A 20,980-nucleotide genomic window follows, 5' to 3' on the forward strand; every position below is an offset into this window, starting at 1 on the left:
TAGGATATCCAGCCCCAATGTCCCGCCGTCGTCCGGAATTCGGCGGATCGTACGCTTTTACGGAGAGCATGCTCACATAGATTCTTCCCGGCGTTCACGCCGTATTTCCGGATCCGCCCACGGAAGGGCAGAATCTCTAGGGTGACTTTGCAACGCAATGAAGCGAACGGCGACGGCTCCTCTCCGTTCGTGGAGCTGGACAGACAGACGTGGTCCAGGCTGGCTGCACAAATGGAGCAGCCGCTTAACGAAGAGGACATCGTCCGGCTTCGCGGCCTCGGCGATCCCCTGGACATGAAGGAAATCCGCGAGGTCTACCTTCCACTCTCCCGTTTGCTGCATCTCTACGTCCAAGCGTCACAGCAGCTTCATGCGGCCACCACCACATTCCTGGGTGAGCAAACCCAGCGCACGCCCTTCGTGATCGGTGTCGCAGGCTCGGTGGCCGTGGGCAAGTCCACGATTGCCCGCGTGCTGCGCGAAATGCTCCGACGCTGGCCGGGCACTCCGAACGTGGAACTCATCACGACGGACGGATTCCTCTATCCCCTCGCTGAGCTGAAGCGTCGGCATCTGCTTGAACGCAAGGGCTTCCCGGAGTCCTACGACCGGCGGGCACTGTTACGTTTCGTCAGCACGATCAAGGGTGGCGCCGAAGAGGTCCGCGCCCCCTGGTACTCGCACGTCACGTACGACATCGTCCCGGACAAGGAAGTGGTGGTCCGCCGGCCCGACGTCCTTATCGTCGAGGGTCTCAACGTATTGGCGCCCGCCCGTCCTCGGCAGGACGGCCGGCAGGGCTTGGCGCTGAGCGATTTCTTTGATTTCTCGATCTACGTCGACGCCAAAACTTCGTACATCGAAGATTGGTACGTGGACCGGTTCCGCAAGCTTCGGAGTACGGCTTTCGCCCAGCCCGAATCCTACTTTCACCGTTACGCGACGCTCTCCGATGCCGAGGCAGAAGCCACTGCACGCGGCATTTGGAAACGCATCAACGAGCCCAACCTTGAGGAAAACGTGCTGCCCACGCGCGGGCGGGCGCAACTTGTCCTCACCAAGGATGCGGATCATTCCATCCGCCGCATGCTGCTCCGCAAGGTCTAGCACGCATGTGCTACAACTGCCGCACCAGCCGAAGATCGTTCACTTCGCTGCTGGCGGCAGGCGTGGGAATAACTGCTTTGGCTGCCTGCACCCCGGATACCCGGACCGCGTCACCCACTCCCCCCGCGGCAACGCCGAGTCCGACGGCGGCGACCACAACACCGGTTCCGGCACCAACGGCGAGCGAAGCGCCGCCGTCGAGCCCACCGCCGTCGGGGGCTTTGTCCCAAAAGCATTCCCTGAGCGACCCCACGAGCCAATGGGTCATTGTCAACAAGCACCGGCCGCTGACACCCCTGCAGTTCGTCCCTGCCGACTTGGTTCAGCCGAACGTCCAACCAGCGGTCAGCGGAGAAGCTTCCCTGCTCAACAGCACGACTGCCGGCGCCGCCGAAAGGCTCTTCGCCGCGGCCGCCTCGGCCGGAGTGATCATGACGCTGGCGTCGGGCTACCGTTCATTCCAGACCCAAGCCACCATATACAGCGGGTACGTGAACACGCGCGGCCAAGCTTCGGCGGATACTGTCTCCGCACGACCCGGTTTCTCGGAACACCAGACCGGCTGGGCGTTCGATATCGGCGACGGTGGCGGGGCGTGTAGCTTCGAGCCCTGCTTCGCAGAGCAGCCGGCCGCTGTTTGGACCAAGGGCAACGCGTACAAGTACGGATTTGTTGTCAGGTACCCGTGGATGCACCAAGAAGTCACTGGCTATTACTACGAGTCTTGGCACTTGCGCTTTATTGGGGTTGAGGCCGCAACGGACATGGCCAATCGGGGCATCGCCACTCTGGAGGAATATTTTGGCCTCGAGGCAGCGCCAAGCTACTCTTAACGGCTGATTGTCCCGGAAAGTTGCCGACACTCCAACAAAGGTGAACCGCAACTCACCCGGAATTCATCAGCATGCGCTAGTTTGGTGCCATGCTGAGTGGATTCAAGAATTTCATTCTGAAGGGCAATGTCGTAGACCTTGCCGTAGCCGTCGTCATGGGTGCCGCCTTCGGTGCGGTTGTTGATGCACTCGTCAAGAACGTCCTCATGCCGCTGATCGCTGCCTTGGTTGGCTCCCCCAACTTTGACAGTTTCGCCAAAGTGACCATCAACGGAAATGATCTGCAATTCGGTGTTTTGCTGACTGCAATCGTCAATTTCGTCCTGGTAGCCGCTGCCATCTATTTCGTAGTGGTAGCTCCCATGAACCATCTCATCGAGCGTCGCAACGCCAAGTTGGGTATCGCTGAGGAAGAGCCTGCCGCGGACCCCGCGGTCACTCTACTCACCGAGATCCGCGACAACCTGGCCCAAAGGTAGCTCCAACAAATGTGGCCCGTCTCCCTCGGGAGGCGGGCCACATTTGTTTCACTTCTTTGCTGGGCTCAGGCCTAGAGGGCCAGCTCCCGCGGAATCGTGAGGCGGTCTTCGACGACGCCGGCGAGTTCAGTACAAATGCGGGTTGCGGTATCCATGTCCGCTGCCTCGACCATCACCCGCACCAGGGCTTCCGTGCCCGAAGGCCGAAGGAGCACGCGGCCGGTCTCGCCCAGTTCGAGTTCGGCCGCGGCCACCGCGGCAGAGACGCCTTCATCTGATGCTGCCCGTGACTTGTCCACGCCTTTGACGTTGATCATGAGCTGCGGCAGCTTGGTCATGACGCGCGCGAGGTCCTTGAGCGACTTGCCGGTGCCAGCCACCTGGGCGGCGATCTGCAAACCAGTCAGCACGCCGTCGCCAGTGGTGGCGTAGTCGGAGAAGATGACGTGGCCCGATTGCTCTCCGCCGAGGCTATACCCGCCGTCACGCATTTCCTCCAGGACGTAGCGGTCCCCGACTGCGGTCTCGCGGATGGTGATTCCAGCATTCCGCAAGGCGATCTTGAGCCCGAGGTTGCTCATCACGGTAGCGACCAGGACGTCGTCCTTCAGCTTTCCGGACTCCTTCAGCGCGAGGGCCAGGATCGCCATGATCTGGTCGCCGTCAACTTCGTTGCCTTCGTGGTCCACAGCGAGGCAGCGGTCGGCGTCACCGTCGTGGGCTATGCCGAAGTCAGCACTGTGCTTGACCACTGCTGCCTTCAGCGGGCCAAGGTGGGTGGAACCGACGCCGTCGTTGATGTTAAGGCCGTCAGGCTCCGCACCAATCACCACGACTTCGGCGCCGGCACTGGCGAAGACCTGCGGGGAACAGCCGCTGGCGGCACCGTGGGCGCAGTCCAGCACAACCTTGAGGCCGTCGAGCCGGTGCGGGAGGGTACCGAGCAGATGCACGATGTAGCGGTCCTCGGCGTCCGAGAAGCGTTGGATGCGGCCGACGTCGCCGCCTACGGGACGGGACGGTTCCTTGCCGAGCTGGGCCTCAATCGCGTCCTCCACCTCGTCCGGGAGCTTCTGGCCGCCGCGGGCAAAAAACTTGATGCCGTTGTCCGGTGCAGGATTGTGCGAGGCCGAGATCATGACCCCGAAATCGGCATCGAGGTCCGCGATGAGGTAGGCCGCCGCGGGCGTGGGCAGCACACCGGCGTCGTACACATCGATGCCGGAGCTCGAGAGCCCGGCTTCCACCGCGGCAGCGATAAACTCGCCGCTGGCGCGCGGATCCCGGGCGACGACGGCGCGTGGCCGCGTTCCGTTGGCCGCGCGCTCGTGGCCAAGGACCACCGCAGCCGCTTGGGCCAACTGGAGAGCAAGCTCCGCAGTGAGCAATCCATTGGCGAGACCACGCACGCCATCTGTTCCAAATAATCTAGCCATCGCGTCCCAGTCTAGACGACGGCTGTAGGGGCCGAGGCAACGAGTGCCGGGGCCGGCTTGTAACCCTTCAGCCGCGAGACCGCAAGAGTGGTACTACTTGACTTGCGTTTTTTACTCCACTCTAGTAATGCCTCTTAACAAGTATCTACGATTACCGCATGACACCTAGCTCTGGGGGCTTGGCGCTCGAAATAATCGTCCCCGTTTTCAACGAGTCCGCCATACTCGAAAGAAGCATTCGCCGGCTTGCCGAATATCTTTCCCGGGAATTGTTGTATAGCTGGAAAATCACGATTGCCGATAATGCGAGCACGGACGCGACCGGCGCCATTTCGCGAAAACTTGCTGCTGAGATTCCAAATGTCAGTTATCGGCGCCTCGAGACAAAAGGACGAGGCTTCGCGCTCCGCGACGCCTGGACGTCATCAAAAGCCGAAGTTCTGGCATATGTCGACGTAGATCTCTCGACCGATTTGGCGGCGTTGCCGCCGCTTATCGCTCCCCTGCTTTCCGGACACTCGGATGTCAGCATCGGCACGCGGCTTGGCCGGACTTCCAGGGTAGTCAGGGGTCCCAAACGGGAATTCATTTCCCGGAGCTATAACCTGCTTCTCAAACGAACCATGCAGGTACGGTTTTCCGATGCCCAGTGCGGCTTTAAGGCCGTCAGGGCGGAAGTCGCGCATCGGCTGCTTCCTTATGTGGAGGACAACTGCTGGTTCTTCGACACCGAGCTGCTGATCTTGGCGGAGCGGGCCGGGCTTCGTATCCACGAGATTCCAGTCGACTGGATCGACGATCCTGACAGCAAGGTGGACATCCGCCAAACCGCCGTCGACGACATCAGGGGCCTCGTGCGCGTCGCCGGTTCCATGATGAAGGGAAATATCCCTTTGCAAGCGATATACGCGGAACTGGGGCGAGGACCTATTGCCGTGCCAACGCGTCCCAGTTTCTTCGGCCAAGTGGTGCGTTTCGGAATCGTCGGCGCGTTCTCCACTCTCGCGTTTGCTTTGCTATATCTGCTATTCCAGGCCCCTTTCGGCGCTCAGCAGGGGAACTTCCTGGCACTGTTGGTCACGGCCATCGCCAACACCGCGGCCAACCGTCGCTTTACCTTCAGGATCCACGGACCCGAGCGGCTGTTCACACAACAGTTTCAAGGCCTTGTAGTCTTCTTGCTCGCTTGGGGCATCACTTCGTCCTCCCTGCTCCTGCTGCATGCCATCCACCCGGATGCGGCACCCCGTACCGAGCTGATCGTCCTGACTTGCGCGAACACCTTCGCCACTCTTGTTCGCTTCGTCCTGCTCCGGATCTGGGTTTTCCGGGTTCGTCGCTCGGAGGAACGGCGCGGCGCGGCGACCATCAAGCAGCTGGCAACTTGAGTAACAAAACCAGCCGATTTGCCGGGCAATCAGCCCTGAACGCAGTCATCGAAGGCCGATCTCAGGTCATTCGGAAGTGGATTCGTGGGAATCTCCTGAGTCCTACATGGCAGCGGCCGGCTCTATTGAGTCTTCTTGCTTTGACGTCGGTCCTCTACATGTGGGGACTCGACCGAAACGGTTGGGCAAACTCGTACTACTCGGCTGCCGTTATGGCCGGTTCAGAAGATTGGACGGCATTCTTCTACGGTTCTTCGGATCCGGGCAATGCAATAACCGTTGACAAGCCACCACTGTCACTGTGGATTATGTCCCTTTCGGTGCGGATTTTCGGACTCAGCTCCTGGAGCATCCTCCTTCCGCAAGCTCTGATGGGAGTACTTAGCGTCTATTTGCTGTATCGGATGGTAGCGAAACGAACCGACCCAGCAACTGGCCTGCTTGCAGGGCTTTTCTTCGCGGTGACCCCTGTGGCGACTGTGATGTTCCGATATAACAATCCCGATGCGCTTCTGACTCTGCTCATGATCGGGGCCGCCTACGCTGCCCTTGAGGCAGTCGACCGGGGGAAGCTGCGTTGGCTTCTAGCCGCCGGTGCTTGTGTTGGGGCCGGGTTCCTAGCCAAACAACTCCAGATCCTGCTCATTCTGCCGGCCCTGGGAGTAAGTTACCTCGCCTTTTCGCGCCTCCCCATCATCAGGAGGCTGGTGCATTTATGTACGGCTTTCCTCGTGGCGGCCCTCACAGGCGGTTTGTGGTTCGTTCTTGTTCAGCTGGCAAACCCGTCCTCGCGGCCCTTCATTGGAGGTTCCCGAACAAATAGCGTCGTGGAGCTGACCGTAGGATACAACGGCCTGGATCGCCTGACCGGGGAAGCCGCAGTTCGAACTATGAGTCCCGAAACTTCCGACGATCTCGCCTCTGGTTTCCAACGGTTTCTACAACCGCAGTTTTCGGGCCAGTTCGGTTGGTACCTTCCACTGGCCCTGGCCGGACTCTGCATCGTTTCATGGCTCTTGTGGAAACGCGCCGCTGGAATACAGAAGCGTGCTCTTCTGGTCCTATGTGCCATCTGGTTTGTTACCTCGGCCACAGTCCTTGCTTTCATGTCTGGCATCGTCCACCCCTATTACTCGCTCGTGGCTGTTCCGCCGCTGAGTTGTCTGGCCGCCTTTGGGTTGGTTCATCTCCTGCGGCTCAAAACACAATGGAAACCGCGTCTCGGCCTCGGCGTGGCTCTGCTGGGTTGCGTCATATTTGCTTATGTCATCGCGGCCCGTTCAATCAGCGACTTCCCTTGGTTTCCGCAGACCCTCCTTATCCTGGGGTCGGTATCCATCGCGGTCCTGCTCATCCCTGCCCCGGGCCGCCGTGTCCAACGGATCTCGACTGCGGTGCTGCTGCCTGCACTATTAGCGGGCCCGCTCCTTTGGTCAATAAGTACCGTCCTCAGCCCGCATGTCGGGGCCTCCGTGATGGCGGGCCCCAGCATCCTGAATACACGCACTGACAGCCCCGACCGGCGACAACTGCCCGGAAACATGCCACCGGAGCTTTGGATTCTCTCCTTTGGCGACACCCCTGGTCCCGGCGTCGTCGACCGGTTACGGCAAGCCCCCACAAATGTCACTTGGTCCGCAGCCATGGTTGGTTCTGAATCGGCGGCGAACTACCAGCTTGCAAGCGGGAGGGCCGTGATACCAGTGGGGGGCTTCGATGGAACCGACCCATCGCCAACGCTTGAACAGTTCCAAGAGCTCGTTGGCGATGGCCGCATCGGATCTATGGTCATCCAGAACCTGCCACCGATGACTTTGGAAGGTCGTGGGGAAGCCGCGCGAATAATCGACTGGGTGCGTAGCCATTTCAGGGCTGAAAGCATCGATGGAGTGCAGTACTACTCTCTTCGGCCTTAGCTTCGCTCGCTTAAACGACGATAGCCCGCCCCGCCGAATGGCGGACCGGGCTATCATGCAAGCGGATTTAGCGCTTGTGGATCCGAGCGCTAAGAAACGCCGAGGGCCCCGGACTGCGGTCGCGCCAGCGGCCACAGTCCGGGAAAGCGCGTTTAGCGCTTGGAGTACTGCTGAGCCTTGCGTGCCTTCTTGAGACCAGCCTTCTTACGCTCGATGACGCGGGCGTCACGGCGCAGGAAGCCGGCCTTCTTCAGCGTGGCGCGGTTGTTCTCGGTGTCGATCTCGTTCAGTGAACGGGCGATGCCCAGACGCAGTGCGCCGGCCTGACCGGAAATGCCACCACCGTGGATGCGTGCGAAGACGTCGTAGGCGCCGTCAAGATCAAGGATCTTGAAGGGCTCGTTGACATCCTGCTGGTGCAGCTTGTTCGGGAAGTAGTTAGCCAGCTCGCGGCCGTTGATGACCCACTTGCCGGTGCCGGGCACGATGCGAACACGTGCAACAGCTTCTTTGCGACGACCAACTGCGGCACCCGAAACGGTCAGTGCCGGGCGCTCCTTCTTCGGCGCTTCTGCTTCCGCAGGACCGCTCTCCGAGGTGTAGCTGGTCAGGTTTTCCTCGGCCACAACGGCCTCGGTGGTCAGTTCTTCGTTCTGAGCCACGATTCTCCTTGTTTTAAAAGTTGCTTGGTGGCCAGGACTACTGGGCGACCTGGGTGATTTCGAAAGTCTTGGGCTGCTGTGCAGCGTGGGGGTGCTCAGCGCCACGGTAGACCTTGAGCTTGCCCAGCTGCTGTGCAGCGAGGGAGTTCTTCGGGAGCATGCCCTTGATGGCCTTCTCCACGGCGCGGACCGGGTTGGATTCCAACAGCTCCGCGTAGTTGACGGAGGTCAGGCCGCCCGGGTAGCCGGAGTGGCGGTATGCGCGCTTCTGCTCCAGCTTGGCGCCGGTCAGGGCGACCTTTTCAGCGTTGATGATGATGACGAAGTCGCCCATGTCCATGTGGGACGCAAAGGTCGGCTTGTGCTTTCCGCGCAGCAGTGTTGCGGTCTGGCTGGCAAGACGACCAAGGACAACGTCGGTGGCATCGATGACGTGCCACTGGCGGTTGATATCGCCGGGCTTCGGGGTGTACGTACGCACGGTTTTGCCTCGTTCTTGTTCTGGCGTTCATGTTTTAGGCGGCACGCTTGGAGCGTGTGCCTACTAGGTATGCGTTACCGGAGCAGAGGTGAGGGCTCTATGTACCAGTCATCCCGAAGTCCCGATATGCCTGTCGAGTTAACGATCCTGCAACTGGATCCCCAAGCGGGCATGTGTCATCGAGAAAGGACACGCACAACGACTATCAACAATAGCGGCAAGGAGCTTCAGGGTCAAAATAGGCTGGAAACCAGCGTGAACGACTGAGACCCTTCCTGAGCTCCTAGGAGATGCCATGACAGCAACTGCCGCCCAGCCCTTGCTCGTGGCCGTCCTCGGGCTCCTAGGGCTGCTCACGAGCCCTCTAGCAGAGCTTCTAATAGCTCGATTCCTGCCGCGGCTTGGCGGACTCCCCTCTCGCCTTGTCAGGATCACGACGGCGGTGGCCACCGCGGCGCTGTTTATCCTCCTGGCGCTCCGGTTTGGTTCCTCCCCAACGCTTCCGGCCTACTTGCTCCTGGGAGTGTTGGCAGTTCAGCTGTCGCGCTTGGACGTAGCGCACCATTTGTTGCCCAACCCCTTGGTGCTGGCACTGCTTTCTACTGGCTTTGCCCTGTTAACTGTGTCGGCTGCGCTGGTTCACGACTGGCCGGCGCTGCTTCGCGCGGCCGTCGGCGGAGCCATTTTGTTCCTTGGGTACTTAATTCTTGGATTAGTTTCTCCGGGCGCCCTCGGAATGGGCGATGTAAAGCTCGCGGCACCACTCGGAATGTACTTGGGCTACTTGGGCTGGAGCCACGTGTTCTATGGGGGACTGCTGGGATTCGTGGTGGGCGGGGTGATGACGGTGTTGTTGTTGCTCCTGAAGCGCGGAATCAAGCCATCTGAGGTCGCTCATGGACCGGCCATGTTCGCTGCGGCCATTGGAGTGGTACTTCTCGTCGGATGAAGTTGTGAAGCATCTTCGCAAGGCACCACTTCATGCCCACGAGCCACTACTGCCTCGCGGTTTAAGTAGTACTTAGCAAGAAAAACCGAGTACCCGGTCCCCATCTGCGAGTAGTCCCTGCTGCTACCACCCAAAAAGTCGAGTACCACTACTCATTGTTTGTTAACCCTCCCGGGAGCAATTCTTGTCCTATCGAAATCCGATCCGCTAAACGGGATATGCGAGCGGCGGGAATTCGTAGACAAATTCACTTATCTGGGAAGGTTTTCCAATGTCAACTCTCATGATTCACACCCTCGCATTCATCGCCGGCGTAAAAGACCGGTTCTCCTCCGAAAAGGGCGCAACTGCCGTTGAATACGGTTTGCTGGTCGCACTGATTGCTGCCGTAATCGTCGGGATCGTTGCAACCCTCGGCGGGCAAATCAACACCGCGTTCACGACGATCTCAAACAAGCTGCCGTGAAACTGAAGGCGATCTCCTTTCTCGCAGCGGCCAAGACCCGCCTCGAATCCGAGAAGGGAGCTACTGCGGTCGAGTACGGCTTGCTCGTGGCGCTGATCGCCGCGGTGATCGTCGGGATAGTTGCAACGCTCGGCGGGCAAGTCAACACAGCCTTCACCACAATTTCAGGCTATCTTCCGTGAAAAACGTCCAGGGGCGGAGTGGAACAGTTCGAGCGTCTGCTGCACTGGAACCGTCTCCGCCCCTGGACACTTTTCGTTTCGATAATCACTCTCGTCAAGGAGCGGTTGTGAAAGGTCTCAAGTCTCACGTTCGCGCTTTCTCATCGCGCCTGGGAAAATTCCTCGGGGCCGCAGTTGACTCCGAAACCGGGGCGAGCGCCGTCGAATACAGCATTCTTGTCGTGTTCATCGCCACCGCCATAGTGGCCATCGTCGGCATCCTTGGACTGCAACTCGTACCCGGATTTCAGCAAGTCGTGGCTGGCCTGTGATGAACATTCGGCGCGAGACCGGGATCAATCGACGTTCTTTGAAGGAATCGGGTGCCGTAGCCGTCGAGTTCGCCCTTATTCTTCCCATATTTCTTGTACTGGTGTTGGGAATTGCCGAGTTCGGCAGGGCATTCAACATTCAGGTGTCCCTCAGCGAAGCGGGACGTGAAGCCTCACGCTACGCTGCCATCCACTGTTCTGAGTCGGGATATAGCGTTTCGAGCGCACAGAGTGCCGGGATTGCTGCGGCACCATCTGTGACCTTGCTCGCGTCGAACATCGCCATCAGCTATTCGGGCACTGGCACATGCGCTTCGGGCAACAACGCGGTGGCGACTGTGAGCTACACGACCGCCTGGATGACCGGTTTCCCGGCCCTTATTCCCGGTATGCCCGCAAGTCTGACCGTGAAAGGGACAGGTGTTATGCGATGCGGCGGATAAGGACTGATCAGTCGGAGCGTGGGGTGGTTGCTCCCATAACGGCGTTTCTCATGGTGTTTCTGCTTGGCATGGCAGCATTTGCCGTGGACGTCGGTTCAATGTATTCCGAACACGCGCAACTTCAGAATGGAGCTGATGCCGCAGCTATTGCGATTGCCCAATATTGTTCAAATCAACCGGCGGGGACCTGCTCTGCTGACCAGACGGCATATGCCGCACAGTTTGCCAATGGCAATACCCTGGACAGCCACGGACAAGCAATCGTAGCAACTGTCACCGGCAGCACTGTCGATGTGACCGTCCAGGCCCAGGATCCGTCGGCCAGCAATCACTTCTCACTCGTCTTCGCACGCGCCTTGGGGATTCAAACAGCCGATATCCGGGCCTCTGCCCAAGCAAAATGGGGGCCGTTGAGCAGCGGCGGCGCATTCCCGTTGGCAATTTCGGACAGCTGTTACAACCTGTCTTCCGCAAGTCAAAGCGCTGAAGTTCAAAAGATCTCCTACAAACCCGGGGGAACCTGCACCGGCCCATCAGGAACGCAAATACCCGGTGGTTGGGGTTGGCTTGCCCAAAGTTCCCCATGTTATGCCAGCACTCAGCTTGGAAGTAACAACATTGGATCGGATCCTGGGAACAATCCTCCATTTCTTTGCCAGGACGTTCTTCAAGGCTGGGAAGACACCATTCTTAGCGGCGGAGATGTCAAGGTAACTTTTCCAGTCTTCGACGATGCCACCAACCAGGGCAAAAATGGCACGTTCCACATCATCGGTTACGCAACTTTTAAGATCTGGGGCTGGAAATTCGGAAACGGCAGCCCCTACGAATTCCGGAACAAAACATCGGACCCCAATATGACGAGCTCGCTGGCATGCGCCGGCGGACAAGATCGCTGCGTCATCGGCCAATTCGTCAAATATCAGACCATCGACTCGGCTGGCAGCGGCGGTGGAACGGACCTCGGAACCGAAAACATCGGTCTCAGCAAATAGGTACAAGCTAAGGGGAAGAAAGTGAAAACTCGCCTACTGGGAGGCATCGTTGCACTAGTGCTCGCAATCGTCGGCACACTGCTACTGGTCTCATTCGTGCAGGGGTCTGAAGCCCGGGCCCAAAAAGATCTTCAACCTGTTGACGTCTTGGTTGTACAGACTCAAATCCCGTCTGGCGCGACGCTGGATACCATCAGGTCCTCGGTAAAACTTACGTCGCTGCCTACGGCTTCGGTCCCCAACGGAGCACTCAAGAGCCTGGACGGGATCCAAGGGAAGGTGGCTGCCACCGATTTGATGCCCGGTGAAGCTCTTCTCGGAGCCCGACTGGTTGACCCCAATAGCTTAGCTGCGCCCGGCTCGGTTCCAGTTCCTCCCGGCATGCAGGAAATCTCCGTACAGCTGGAGGCACAACGCGTGGTTGGCGGACGAATCGCGGCCGGAGACACGGTAGGGATCGTCGTCCTCTTCGCTGCTGGAGCCGGCAATGATACCGCGAGCGGAGCAACTTCCCAGGAGGTCTTCCATAAGGTTCTGGTCACGAGCGTGCAGCGTTCCCAGGCCAAGGCATCGAACTCAAGCTCAAGCTCAAGTTCGCAGGAGCAGGCCAACACCGAACTGCCGACAGGGCAGCTGTTAGTGACCTTTGCGCGCAGTGATGTGGATTCAGCCAAACTAGCTTTCGCGGCTGAGTTCGGAAAGCTGTGGCTCACCAAGGAACCGGCATCTGCCACAGAGAGCGCACCTGTGGTCATCAAGAAGACGGAGCTGTACCGATGAGCCGGTTTGTAGTGATCACGTCCGATTCGGACTTTGAACGCAGGGCGCGGCATGCTGCTACGGGGCTCCGCGGCACCCTCCACGTGATCACCGCTGACTATCTGCCTCCGGGCCCGGACGACATTCTGCGGGTGCTGACGGGAGAACTTGCCGAGGTTATCCTCTTCGGCCCTGGGCTTCCGCTGGAAGATTCGATCCGGCTCGCCAGTCTCTTTGATCTTCAATTCCCGGAAATCAGCGTGGTTCTCGTGACGGAAAGCAGATCCGAGGTAGCCCTGCCGGCCATGCGTGCGGGCGTGCGGGATCTGCTGTCGCCAAACGCGGACGTTGATGAAATCCGTTCGCTGTTCGAACGCGCCAGCCTTGCTGCAGCCGGACGGCGCCGAGGGCTTGGAAATTCAGTCGAGGGCCAAGCTACCGGCGGACGCGTCATCGCGGTCATGTCTCCGAAAGGGGGAGTCGGCAAGACGACGGTCACCACAAACCTAGCTGTGGGGCTAGGGAAAGTGGCGCCCATGGGCGTCGTCGTACTGGACTTGGACCTGCAGTTTGGAGACGTTGCCTCCGGGCTCATGCTGGAACCCGAGCGAACGCTTGCGGATGCCGTAACCGGAGCCGCGACTCAGGACAGCATGGTTCTCAAGTCCTACCTGTCGGTTCATCCCGCAGGCATCTATGCGCTCTGTGCTCCGCTCAACCCTGTTGACGCCGATAGGATTTCCGGTGATCAAGTGGGGCATCTGATCAAGCAGCTCTCCGATGAGTTTCAGTTCGTTGTGGTGGACACTGCGCCAGGTTTGGGTGAACATGTGCTCGCCACGCTGGAAGTCGCCACCGACGTCGTGTGGGTCTGCGGCATGGACATTCCCAGTATTCGCGGACTTCGGACCGGGTTAACCATTCTCAACGAGGTGGGCCTTCTTCCCGAGCGCAGCCACATCGTCCTGAATTTCGCCGATCGCCGAAGTGGCCTTACGCTCCAGGACGTGGAGGCGACCATCGGCTCCCCCGTGGACGTGGTTCTTCGGCGCTCTCGAGCTGTCCCGTTCTCCACAGATAAAGGCGTCCCGCTTTTGCAGGACGGAACCAAGGATCCTGCTACCAAAGGACTCGCGGAGCTGGTAGATCGATTCAAGCCGAATTGGGAAGACAGACCTCATAAGAAACTTCACAGAAGGGTTGTAGTCCAATGAGCCTCGCCAAACGGCTGGAGGCTGCTCGCGGCCTCGACCAGATCACCTCGCCAACCGCAGAATCAACCTCAGCCCGGTGGGCACCTAGCGCGTCTGGTGCGTCCGGGTCTACACCTAACGCGACCACTCCACCGGCTGACCGGCACGCGTCCGAAAACAATGAAGCCCTCAGTGCAATAAAGGAACGCGCCGGCATCGCCCTCTACGAGCGAATGGGAAGCCGAATCACTGATTCCTCCGTGGACGAGTCGGAACTACATCAGTATGTCAAAGACGAACTTCGCGCCATCATCGACGAGGACGAGATTCCGCTGACCGTTCTAGAGCGGCAGCGGCTTGTTCAGGAAATTATCGACGACGTCTTGGGGCTAGGCCCACTGCAAAGGTACCTCGATGAGGAAGCCGTCACCGAAATCATGGTCAACGGACCTGACAAGGTCTATGTGGAACGGGCCGGAAAGCTATATCTGACCGGCGCAAAATTCAGCGATGAGGAGCACCTCAGGCGCATCATTGAGCGCATCGTCACAAAGGTGGGCAGACGGATCGATGAATCGTCGCCTCTGGTTGATGCTCGGCTATCGGATGGCTCCCGCGTGAATGCGATCATTCCGCCTCTGGCCGTCGGCGGTTCGTCACTCACCATTCGAAAGTTCGGCCACGTCCCGCTCACTGTGGAGAACTTGATTTCCTTCGGAACCATGTCTCCGGAGATCGCCGAACTTCTCCACGCGTGTGTGAAGGGCCGCTTGAACATCATCGTTTCCGGCGGCACAGGCACAGGCAAGACCACGCTACTCAATGTCCTGTCCTCTTTTCTCCCACCTGAAGAACGCATCATCACCATCGAGGATGCCATTGAACTTCAACTGCAGCAGGACCATGTTGTCCGGCTGGAGAGCCGGCCCCGCAACATAGAGGGTAAGGGTGAAATCAGCATCCGGGAGCTCGTCCGGAACTCCTTGCGAATGCGCCCGGACAGGATCGTTATCGGTGAAGTCCGCGGCGGCGAATCCCTGGACATGCTGCAGGCCATGAATACCGGCCACGACGGCTCCATTTCCACGGTTCACGCTAACTCACCCCGGGATGCAATCTCACGTCTGGAAACACTGGTTCTCATGGCCGGGATGGATCTGCCACTCCGTGCCATTCGCGAACAGATCGCCTCAGCCGTAAACCTGATCGTCCACATCTCCCGGCTCAGGGATGGTACCCGCCGCATCACTCACGTTACCGAGGTCCAGGGGATGGAAGGCGACATCGTAACTCTCCAAGACGCCTTTGCCTTTGACTACAGTGCTGGCGTCGATGCCAACGGCAAGTTCCTGGGACGCCCTGTCCCCACCGGGGTGCGGCCACGGTTCGTCGATCATTTCGCCGATTTGGGCATCGCGCTTTCCCCTGCTGTCTTTGGCAGCGTGCCAATTGGGGGTGCATACCGGTGACCGTCACTGACCCGATATTTCTCGCAATCGGTGTTGGACTGTGCGTCGCTGCACTTGCCGTGCTGCTGTTCGTGGCCGTCGGACCCGGCAAGCAAATTGCCATCTCCCGGCGTAGGCCGGGCGTTATGGAGCAACCCTCAATGCTCACTCGCGTTACTGATCAGGCAACAACCTTCCTTGACCGGAACGTCAGCAGGAACGCGAGCTTCGGCAGCCGCGCCTCACTGGAACAAGCGGGCCTTAAGATGCGCCAAGCGGATTTTATTCTGCTGGTGGCTTGCATCGCCGTGACCGTCGGAGTTGTCGGGTTTATCCTGTCCGGGCCATTGCTCGGCATCGTGTTCGTCCTCGTAACGCCCCTGGGCGCAATGGCCGCCCTGAAATTGCTGGCCAGCCGGCGCCGCGGAAAGTTCGAGGACCAACTCGGCGACACCTTGGTAATGCTAGCCGGAGGACTTCGAGCCGGGCACAGCCTGCTACGTTCAGTTGACGCTGTAGCCAAGGAAGCCGAATCTCCGACCTCTGAAGAATTCGCGCGGCTCGTCAATGAGAACCGCCTGGGACGCGATTTGAAGGACTCAATGCTGGACGCCGCCCGTAGACTCCGCAGTGAGGACTTCGACTGGACCGCCCAGGCCATCGAAATTCACCGCGAAGTTGGTGGAGATCTCGCCGACGTCCTGGACCACGTAGGCGAAACCATTCGGGAAAGATCTCAAATCAAAGGACAGGTTCGCTCGCTCAGTGCGGAAGGCCGGCTATCTGCCTACATTCTGATGGCTCTTCCCATCGGCATGTTTCTCTACCTGAGTGTTGCCAGCTCCGCCTACATTGGAACGCTTTACACCCACGGATTGGGCTGGCTGATGCTAGCCGCCGCTGTCGTTCTACTAACAGTCGGCGGGTTCTGGCTCAGCCGTGTTGTAAAGATCAAGTTCTAGGAGGACATCATGACTACTATGGCGTGGTTGATCGTTGCGATGATCGTGCTGCCCTGCTCATACATCGTGTGGTCGTTCGTATCCATTGATCGAAGTGGCCTCGCAGCCGTCCAGATGAATCTGGGACGCGACCGAGGTCTCGACGTCTCAGCCGACGGAACGTCAGTTGGCACAGGACCCCAAGTGAAGCGGGCTGTGCCCTTGGGGCTTCGGCTTGCGCCAAAAGGCTACGCCGGCTGGCTGGACAAACTGCTCGCAAAAGCAGGTCGGCCAAGCGGGTGGCCTCTGGAACGGTTGCTGATTGCGAAACCAGCCCTGGCGCTGACAATCGGGATTCTGGGGATCGTTCTAGTAATTAGAACGCCAACCAGCACCACAGTATTACTTGCGGCATTTCTAACCATCTTGGCCTATTTCGTCCCGGATATTCTTGTCCACGGCCGCGGGGCCGAAAGGCAGAAGGCAATCGAACTGGAACTGCCAAACACTCTTGACCAGATGCTGATTTCGGTCGAGGCCGGACTCGGCTTTGAGACGGCAATGGCTCGTGCTGGGCAGAACGGCAAAGGTCCGCTCGCCGCCGAGCTGATCCGTACACTTCAAGACATGCAGGCAGGGCGAAGCCGAAAGGACGCCTATCTCGCTATGGCCGAGCGGGCGGACGTCCCTGACCTCAAGAGCTTTGTAAGGGCGGTGGTCCAAGCTGACGTCTACGGGATCGCCATTGCAAACGTACTCCGATTGCAGGCCAAGCAAATGCGGGTCAAACGGCGCCAAAGGGCCGAAGAGAAGGCAATGAAGTTGCCGATCAAAGTCTTGTTCCCGCTCATGTTTTGCATTTTGCCGGTGCTCTTCATCGTGATCATCGGACCAGCTGTCATCAACGTGATGAACAGCTTCGCGGGAGCGTTTTAGGCAATTAGTGACACCTGCGCCTTGAAAGGGGCGTCAGCCCCAAAGACCGGCCCCTTCTCGACACCCAGAATCGAGGGGGGCCACTTTGCGCGGTCTGGACGCCCTGAAATCTACTCCCGCCGTGCCCGTGTCAGCTCAGCCCGGGCAAACAGTTCGTCGTCGGAGGGGTAGGCCACTTCCTCAAGGACCAAGGGGTGCGGCGCGGCCAACACCGATTTGGCGTCCCTGACCCCTGCGAGCAAGCGCTGGTGCAGCCACTCCGGCTCTTCCAGGCTCTCCCCCACACGCAATGCCGAGCCGACCAAGGCCCGCACCATGTTGTGGCAAAAGGCGTCGGCCTGCACGTTGGCAACCAGCACTCCGTCCCGACCACGGACGAACTCAAGCCGCTGAAGTTCGCGGATGGTGGTGGCTCCCTCACGGGGTTTGCAGTACGCACGGAAGTCCTGCAGGCCCAGCAGCGCCGCGGCGCCCGAATTCATCGCACCTTCGTCCAGCACAGCCTTATGCCACAGAGTCAGCCTGCGCAGCACCGGGTCCCAGCGTTCCGGGCCGTCGGCAATCCGGTAACTGTAACGGCGCCACAACGCTGAGAAGCGAGCGTCAAAACCATCAGGCGCCAGCCCGACGTCGTGCACTTCAATGGCGCCCGTCTCATCATGCAGGACCCGGCTCAAGGCGCCCCGTAGTCTCCTCAGCAGCGCGGCGGCGGGGTCAATCTCGTGGCCCCGCGGCAGTGCGTCCCATTCGGCACCGGTCAAGTCAATGTGCACCACTTGTCCGCGTGCATGGACGCCGGCGTCGGTACGGCCGGCCACGGTGACCCGCACCAGGCGCCTCACAATCAATGCGAGGGCCTCTTCCAATGAACCCTGCACGGTGCGGAGACCAGGTTGCACGGCCCACCCGTTGAAAGGGCCGCCGTCGTACGAAAGATCCATCCGGACACGCAAAAACCCGCCGCCCCCCAAAACGGGGGCAGCGGGTTTTCGTTCGTTCATAGACTTAAGTCTACTGCGAAGAATTCAGTGAATTATTTCGTTTCCTCAGCGGCCGGAGCCTCTTCGGTTTCAGCAGCTTCAGCTTCAGGAGCCTCAGTCTCGACGGCTTCAGTCTCCGGGGCTTCAGCCTCAACGACCTCTTCCTCGGCAACCGGAGCGGCTTCTTCGGCAGCCGGAGCAGCCTTTTCAGCGTCCCTCTTGGCAGCGGCAGTCGCCTCGGCAACTACAGCCTGCTTCGGGGAAACCGGCTCAAGAACCAGTTCGATGACAGCCATGGGAGCGTTGTCGCCCTTGCGGTTGCCGATCTTGGTGATGCGGGTGTAGCCACCATCGCGGTTGGCAACGGCGCCGGCGATGTCGGTGAACAGCTCATGGACAACGCCCTTGTTGCTGATCAGGCCGAGCACACGACGGCGGGAGGACAGGTCGCCGCGCTTGGCGAACGTCACGAGACGCTCTGCGTACGGCTTCAGGCGCTTGGCCTTGGTGACCGTGGTGGTGATGCGCTTGTGCTCGAACAGCGCTGCTGCCAGGTTCGCGAGCATCAGGCGCTCGTGAGCCGGACCGCCTCCGAGGCGCGGACCCTTAGTGGGGGTAGGCATAGTAATTTCTCCTGTAATGAAGGCCGTCAGGGTCCGAACGTGGACTCGAAGGCCAAGATCTGCTTGTTAGAGCTCGTCGTCGCTGAACGCGGCGTCGTCCTCTTCGATGGCTGCGGCACGGGCTGCGAGGTCGAAACCGGGAGGCGAGTCCTTGAGGGACAGTCCCAGTTCAACCAGCTTTGCCTTGACCTCATCGATGGACTTCGCACCGAAGTTACGGATGTCCATCAGGTCAGCCTCGGAGCGGGCAACGAGTTCACCCACGGTGTGGATGCCCTCACGCTTGAGGCAGTTGTAGGAACGGACTGTGAGGTCCAGATCCTCGATCGGCAGTGCCATGTCAGCTGCCAGGGCAGCGTCCGTCGGCGACGGGCCAATCTCGATACCTTCAGCTGCGGTGTTCAGCTCACGGGCAAGACCGAACAGCTCCACCAGCGTGGTGCCTGCCGAGGCAACGGCGTCGCGCGGGGCGATAGCCTGCTTGGTCTCGACGTCGACAATGAGCTTGTCGAAGTCAGTGCGCTGCTCAACACGGGTAGCTTCCACGCGGAAGGTAACCTTCAAGACCGGCGAGTAGATCGAGTCGACCGGAATACGGCCGATCTCGGAGTCGCCGGACTTGTTCTGAGCTGCCGAAACGTAGCCGCGGCCGCGTTCGATGGTCAGTTCGAGCTCGAACTTGCCCTTCGAGTTCAGCGTGGCAATGTGCAGATCCGGGTTGTGGAATTCGACGCCGGCCGGCGGGGCAATGTCCGCGGCCGTGACGACTCCGGGGCCCTGCTTACGCAGGTATGCAACAACCGGCTCATCGTGCTCGGAGGACACGGAGAGGTTCTTGATGTTCAGGATGATCTCAGTGACATCTTCCTTGACACCCGGAACCGTGGTGAACTCGTGCAGCACGCCATCGATCCGGATGCTGGTTACAGCGGCACCGGGGATGGAGGAGAGCAGGGTACGGCGGAGGGAGTTTCCGAGGGTGTAACCGAAGCCCGGTTCCAGCGGTTCAATGATGAAACGCGAGCGGTTCTCGGAGACTACTTCTTCAGACAGAGTGGGGCGCTGTGCAATAAGCACTTAGGTTTCCTTTCGGCGAGCATCCGCTATATGACGCAACACAGGTGGTGGAAATCGGCTTGGTTCCGGCTTTGCCGGCCGGGCGTTGCGGAACAGTCAGACTGTTCCGCAACGGACCCGGCCGGCAAAGCCAAGAAGCCAATTAGACGCGGCGGCGCTTCGGCGGGCGGCAACCGTTGTGGGCGCTGGGGGTGACGTCCTGGATGGAGCCGACCTCGAGGCCAGCGGCCTGCAGCGAACGGATTGCGGTCTCGCGTCCGGATCCCGGTCCCTTGACGAAAACGTCAACCTTGCGCAGCCCGTGCTCCTGGGCGCGCTTTGCAGCTGCCTCGGCAGCCATCTGGGCAGCGAACGGGGTGGACTTACGGGAGCCCTTGAATCCAACCTCACCGGCAGAAGCCCAGGAGATGACAGCACCGTTCGGGTCCGTGATGGAGACGATGGTGTTGTTAAAAGTGCTCTTGATGTGCGCCTGGCCAAGCGCGATGTTCTTCTTGTCCTTCTTACGCGGCTTGCGAACCGCGCCACGAGTCTTCGGGGGCATTATTTCTCCTACAGAAAGTTATTCGGGTGACCGTGCTATTGGGCCCACACTTGCGGGGTTCCCTGGAAGCGCGAAGCGCTTTTAGGGGGCAAGTGGGGACTAGCGGCCGGCCTTCTTCTTGCCGGCGACGGTACGCTTCGGACCCTTGCGGGTACGGGCGTTGGTCTTCGTACGCTGACCGCGTACGGGCAGGCCCTTGCGGTGACGCAGGCCTTCGTAGCTGCCGATTTCAACCTTGCGGCGGATATCTGCTGCTACTTCGCGGCGAAGGTCACCCTCAACCTTGTAGTTGCCTTCAATGTAGTCACGCAGCTGAACCAGCTCGGCGTCAGTCAGGTCCTTGACGCGAACGTCAGCGCTGATGCCGGTGGCAGCGAGGGTTTCGTGTGCACGGGTCTTGCCCACGCCGTAGATGTAAGTAAGCGCAATTTCCAACCGCTTTTCGCGGGGAATGTCTACGCCAGCGAGACGAGCCATAGTGGCAGTACTCCTTGAATAAACCGGAGGTCGTAGGCAGTACACCCGCACTTTCAGTGCGGCCCCAGCCTCCGACCGGGGGTTAGCTGTCCGGGCTCTGTACGTCCCAATTCAGCTTGTGCTGCCTTTATTTACTTGCGTGGGTTAGCAACCCAGGTTGCCCTCGCGGGCGCTATTTCCCTTGCGGGAATTAGCCCTGGCGCTGCTTGTGGCGCGGGTTCTCGCAGATCACCATGACCCGGCCATTACGGCGGATCACTTTGCACTTGTCGCAGATCTGCTTAACGCTCGGCTTGACCTTCATGGCGTTCCTTTGCGTGTTGCAGTTGGTCAGCTGTCGCGGCACTGCCCGGG

General features: G+C 59.8%; 26 protein-coding genes. 16 read left to right on the plus strand and 10 right to left on the minus strand.

Annotated elements, in window-relative coordinates:
• Positions 1–141 precede the first annotated feature (141 nt).
• Positions 142–1,107 (plus strand): type I pantothenate kinase, encoded by a 966-nt coding sequence (coaA, locus tag A3M3_RS0102820; protein WP_028265065.1) that lies wholly within the window; start codon positions 142–144, stop codon positions 1,105–1,107.
• A gap of 10 nt (positions 1,108–1,117) precedes the next feature.
• Here the strand turns inward: coaA and A3M3_RS29435 are convergent, their stop codons facing one another.
• Positions 1,118–1,375, minus strand: a complete 258-nt coding sequence (locus tag A3M3_RS29435; RefSeq protein ID WP_442853092.1) for a hypothetical protein — start codon at positions 1,373–1,375, stop codon at positions 1,118–1,120.
• A 49-nt stretch (positions 1,376–1,424) separates the two neighbouring features.
• Here A3M3_RS29435 and A3M3_RS29440 point away from each other — a divergent pair, with 49 nt between their 5' ends.
• Entirely contained in the window at positions 1,425–1,940 is a 516-nt protein-coding gene (locus A3M3_RS29440) for a M15 family metallopeptidase (RefSeq protein WP_442853093.1), read from the plus strand.
• Between the two features lie 89 nt (positions 1,941–2,029).
• Complete coding sequence (mscL, locus tag A3M3_RS0102830; protein ID WP_028265067.1) at positions 2,030–2,419, plus strand: large conductance mechanosensitive channel protein MscL; 390 nt, start codon at positions 2,030–2,032, stop codon at positions 2,417–2,419.
• A gap of 71 nt (positions 2,420–2,490) precedes the next feature.
• Here the strand turns inward: mscL and glmM are convergent, their stop codons facing one another.
• Entirely contained in the window at positions 2,491–3,855 is a 1,365-nt protein-coding gene (gene glmM / locus A3M3_RS0102835; protein ID WP_028265068.1) for a phosphoglucosamine mutase, read from the minus strand.
• 158 nt (positions 3,856–4,013) lie between these two features.
• Between glmM and A3M3_RS23615 the strand changes: the two genes are divergently transcribed.
• Entirely contained in the window at positions 4,014–5,243 is a 1,230-nt protein-coding gene (locus A3M3_RS23615) for a bifunctional glycosyltransferase family 2/GtrA family protein (RefSeq protein ID WP_051422904.1), read from the plus strand.
• 212 nt (positions 5,244–5,455) lie between these two features.
• Positions 5,456–7,159 (plus strand): ArnT family glycosyltransferase, encoded by a 1,704-nt coding sequence (locus A3M3_RS0102845; RefSeq protein WP_197023103.1) that lies wholly within the window; start codon positions 5,456–5,458, stop codon positions 7,157–7,159.
• Between the two features lie 152 nt (positions 7,160–7,311).
• Here A3M3_RS0102845 and rpsI read toward each other — a convergent pair whose 3' ends face one another.
• Both rpsI and rplM read right to left on the minus strand, forming a co-directional pair.
• Entirely contained in the window at positions 7,312–7,821 is a 510-nt protein-coding gene (rpsI, locus tag A3M3_RS0102850; protein WP_035741263.1) for a 30S ribosomal protein S9, read from the minus strand.
• A 37-nt stretch (positions 7,822–7,858) separates the two neighbouring features.
• Positions 7,859–8,302 (minus strand): 50S ribosomal protein L13, encoded by a 444-nt coding sequence (gene rplM, locus A3M3_RS0102855; protein ID WP_024817563.1) that lies wholly within the window; start codon positions 8,300–8,302, stop codon positions 7,859–7,861.
• A gap of 295 nt (positions 8,303–8,597) precedes the next feature.
• Between rplM and A3M3_RS0102860 the strand changes: the two genes are divergently transcribed.
• The 11 genes from A3M3_RS0102860 to A3M3_RS0102910 all read left to right on the plus strand — a co-directional run bounded on the left by A3M3_RS0102860 (position 8,598) and on the right by A3M3_RS0102910 (position 16,925).
• Positions 8,598–9,251 carry a prepilin peptidase gene (locus tag A3M3_RS0102860; RefSeq protein ID WP_028265071.1) on the plus strand — a complete coding sequence of 218 codons (654 nt, stop codon included), beginning with the start codon at positions 8,598–8,600 and terminating at the stop codon, positions 9,249–9,251.
• Between the two features lie 271 nt (positions 9,252–9,522).
• Positions 9,523–9,717, plus strand: coding sequence for a Flp family type IVb pilin (locus tag A3M3_RS0102865; protein ID WP_028265072.1), 195 nt, complete (start codon positions 9,523–9,525; stop codon positions 9,715–9,717).
• A complete protein-coding gene (locus tag A3M3_RS23620) occupies positions 9,714–9,899 on the plus strand; it encodes a Flp family type IVb pilin (protein WP_035741271.1) in 186 nt (61 codons plus the stop codon). The genes A3M3_RS0102865 and A3M3_RS23620 overlap by 4 nt, the downstream gene beginning before the upstream one ends.
• Before the next feature lie 107 nt (positions 9,900–10,006).
• Entirely contained in the window at positions 10,007–10,210 is a 204-nt protein-coding gene (locus A3M3_RS0102875) for a Flp family type IVb pilin (RefSeq protein WP_028265073.1), read from the plus strand.
• A complete protein-coding gene (locus A3M3_RS0102880) occupies positions 10,210–10,653 on the plus strand; it encodes a TadE/TadG family type IV pilus assembly protein (RefSeq protein ID WP_035741274.1) in 444 nt (147 codons plus the stop codon). Before A3M3_RS0102875 ends, A3M3_RS0102880 begins: the two co-directional genes overlap by 1 nt.
• A complete protein-coding gene (locus tag A3M3_RS0102885; protein ID WP_028265075.1) occupies positions 10,641–11,648 on the plus strand; it encodes a pilus assembly protein TadG-related protein in 1,008 nt (335 codons plus the stop codon). Before A3M3_RS0102880 ends, A3M3_RS0102885 begins: the two co-directional genes overlap by 13 nt.
• A gap of 21 nt (positions 11,649–11,669) precedes the next feature.
• A complete protein-coding gene (cpaB, locus tag A3M3_RS0102890; protein WP_028265076.1) occupies positions 11,670–12,428 on the plus strand; it encodes a Flp pilus assembly protein CpaB in 759 nt (252 codons plus the stop codon).
• On the plus strand, positions 12,425–13,621 hold the full coding sequence (locus tag A3M3_RS0102895; protein ID WP_028265077.1) for an AAA family ATPase: 1,197 nt from the start codon (positions 12,425–12,427) through the stop codon (positions 13,619–13,621). Before cpaB ends, A3M3_RS0102895 begins: the two co-directional genes overlap by 4 nt.
• Positions 13,618–15,069 carry a CpaF family protein gene (locus A3M3_RS0102900; RefSeq protein ID WP_028265078.1) on the plus strand — a complete coding sequence of 484 codons (1,452 nt, stop codon included), beginning with the start codon at positions 13,618–13,620 and terminating at the stop codon, positions 15,067–15,069. The genes A3M3_RS0102895 and A3M3_RS0102900 overlap by 4 nt, the downstream gene beginning before the upstream one ends.
• A complete protein-coding gene (locus A3M3_RS0102905; RefSeq protein ID WP_028265079.1) occupies positions 15,066–16,010 on the plus strand; it encodes a type II secretion system F family protein in 945 nt (314 codons plus the stop codon). Before A3M3_RS0102900 ends, A3M3_RS0102905 begins: the two co-directional genes overlap by 4 nt.
• 183 nt (positions 16,011–16,193) lie before the next feature.
• Positions 16,194–16,925, plus strand: coding sequence for a type II secretion system F family protein (locus A3M3_RS0102910; RefSeq protein WP_231497170.1), 732 nt, complete (start codon positions 16,194–16,196; stop codon positions 16,923–16,925).
• 110 nt (positions 16,926–17,035) lie between these two features.
• On the opposite strand, the gene A3M3_RS0102915 is transcribed toward A3M3_RS0102910, so the two are convergent.
• The 6 genes from A3M3_RS0102915 to rpmJ all read right to left on the minus strand — a co-directional run bounded on the left by A3M3_RS0102915 (position 17,036) and on the right by rpmJ (position 20,930).
• Positions 17,036–17,926, minus strand: coding sequence for a tRNA pseudouridine synthase A (locus A3M3_RS0102915; RefSeq protein ID WP_197023104.1), 891 nt, complete (start codon positions 17,924–17,926; stop codon positions 17,036–17,038).
• 32 nt (positions 17,927–17,958) lie between these two features.
• Complete coding sequence (gene rplQ, locus A3M3_RS0102920) at positions 17,959–18,528, minus strand: 50S ribosomal protein L17 (protein WP_028265082.1); 570 nt, start codon at positions 18,526–18,528, stop codon at positions 17,959–17,961.
• A 66-nt stretch (positions 18,529–18,594) separates the two neighbouring features.
• Positions 18,595–19,605: a DNA-directed RNA polymerase subunit alpha gene (locus tag A3M3_RS0102925; protein WP_011692778.1), complete on the minus strand. Its 1,011-nt coding sequence runs from the start codon at positions 19,603–19,605 to the stop codon at positions 18,595–18,597.
• A 142-nt stretch (positions 19,606–19,747) separates the two neighbouring features.
• Positions 19,748–20,149 carry a 30S ribosomal protein S11 gene (rpsK, locus tag A3M3_RS0102930; RefSeq protein WP_028265083.1) on the minus strand — a complete coding sequence of 134 codons (402 nt, stop codon included), beginning with the start codon at positions 20,147–20,149 and terminating at the stop codon, positions 19,748–19,750.
• Between the two features lie 99 nt (positions 20,150–20,248).
• Entirely contained in the window at positions 20,249–20,626 is a 378-nt protein-coding gene (gene rpsM, locus A3M3_RS0102935; protein WP_011775569.1) for a 30S ribosomal protein S13, read from the minus strand.
• 190 nt (positions 20,627–20,816) lie between these two features.
• Positions 20,817–20,930 carry a 50S ribosomal protein L36 gene (gene rpmJ / locus A3M3_RS0102940; protein WP_011775570.1) on the minus strand — a complete coding sequence of 38 codons (114 nt, stop codon included), beginning with the start codon at positions 20,928–20,930 and terminating at the stop codon, positions 20,817–20,819.
• Between the last annotated feature and the right edge of the window lie 50 nt (positions 20,931–20,980).

It is taken from the genome of Arthrobacter sp. MA-N2 (assembly GCF_000517125.1).
Classification (GTDB): domain Bacteria; phylum Actinomycetota; class Actinomycetes; order Actinomycetales; family Micrococcaceae; genus Arthrobacter; species Arthrobacter methylotrophus.